Source organism: Stenotrophomonas sp. SbOxS2, assembly GCF_013416715.1.
Classification (GTDB): domain Bacteria; phylum Pseudomonadota; class Gammaproteobacteria; order Xanthomonadales; family Xanthomonadaceae; genus Stenotrophomonas; species Stenotrophomonas lactitubi.
In genome coordinates, this window is sequence record NZ_JAAVXD010000024.1 from 1 (window position 1) to 647 (window position 647).

The following is a 647-nucleotide window of genomic DNA, read 5'->3' on the forward strand; positions in this document are numbered from 1 at the left end:
CGCCGCCGTCCTCGGCGCACACCCGTACACGTCGCCCTATCAGCTCTGGGCAGAAAAGACCGGTCGTCGCTCGCCTGACGACGAAGAGACCGAAGCAATGGAACGAGGCAACCTCCTCGAGCCGGTTGCCGTGGCAATGGTGCGAAAGAGGCACCCCGAGTGGGAAGTCCTCTACGAAAACGACCGCGCCTACTATCGCGACCAGGTACTGCGCATCGGTGCAACGCCCGACGCTTTCCTTAGACGGCCGGATCGGTTCGGCAAAGGAAACATGCAGATCAAGAGCGCGTCGGAGAGCGCGTTCAAGGAGTTCTGGCTCGACCCCGACACCGGCGACGTCGTGCCGCCCACCTGGATCGCCGTGCAGGCGATCACCGAGGCAAAGCTCACCGGCTGCGAATGGGCCTGCGTGGCGGTCGTCGTCGTCACGTGGCGCGGCAACCTTCGCCTGCACGTCATCGATATTCCGCTGCATCAGCGCCTCTGGGCGCGCCTGGTGGATGCCGTCAACGAGTTCTGGGCGATGGTTGCAGCCGGCGAGGAGCCGCCTCCGGATTGGGACCGCGACGGGCGCGTCGTGCTCGACGTGTACCGCGACACCTACGTCGACCGACGCGACCTTTCGTCGGACAGCGATCTCGATGTGT

At 65.1% G+C, this 647-nt stretch carries 1 protein-coding gene; it reads left to right on the plus strand.

What is annotated here, in order from left to right; translation table 11 throughout:
* Positions 1–647: YqaJ viral recombinase family protein (locus tag HFK18_RS21625; RefSeq protein WP_180167810.1), on the plus strand; the 647-nt coding region annotated here is incomplete at both ends.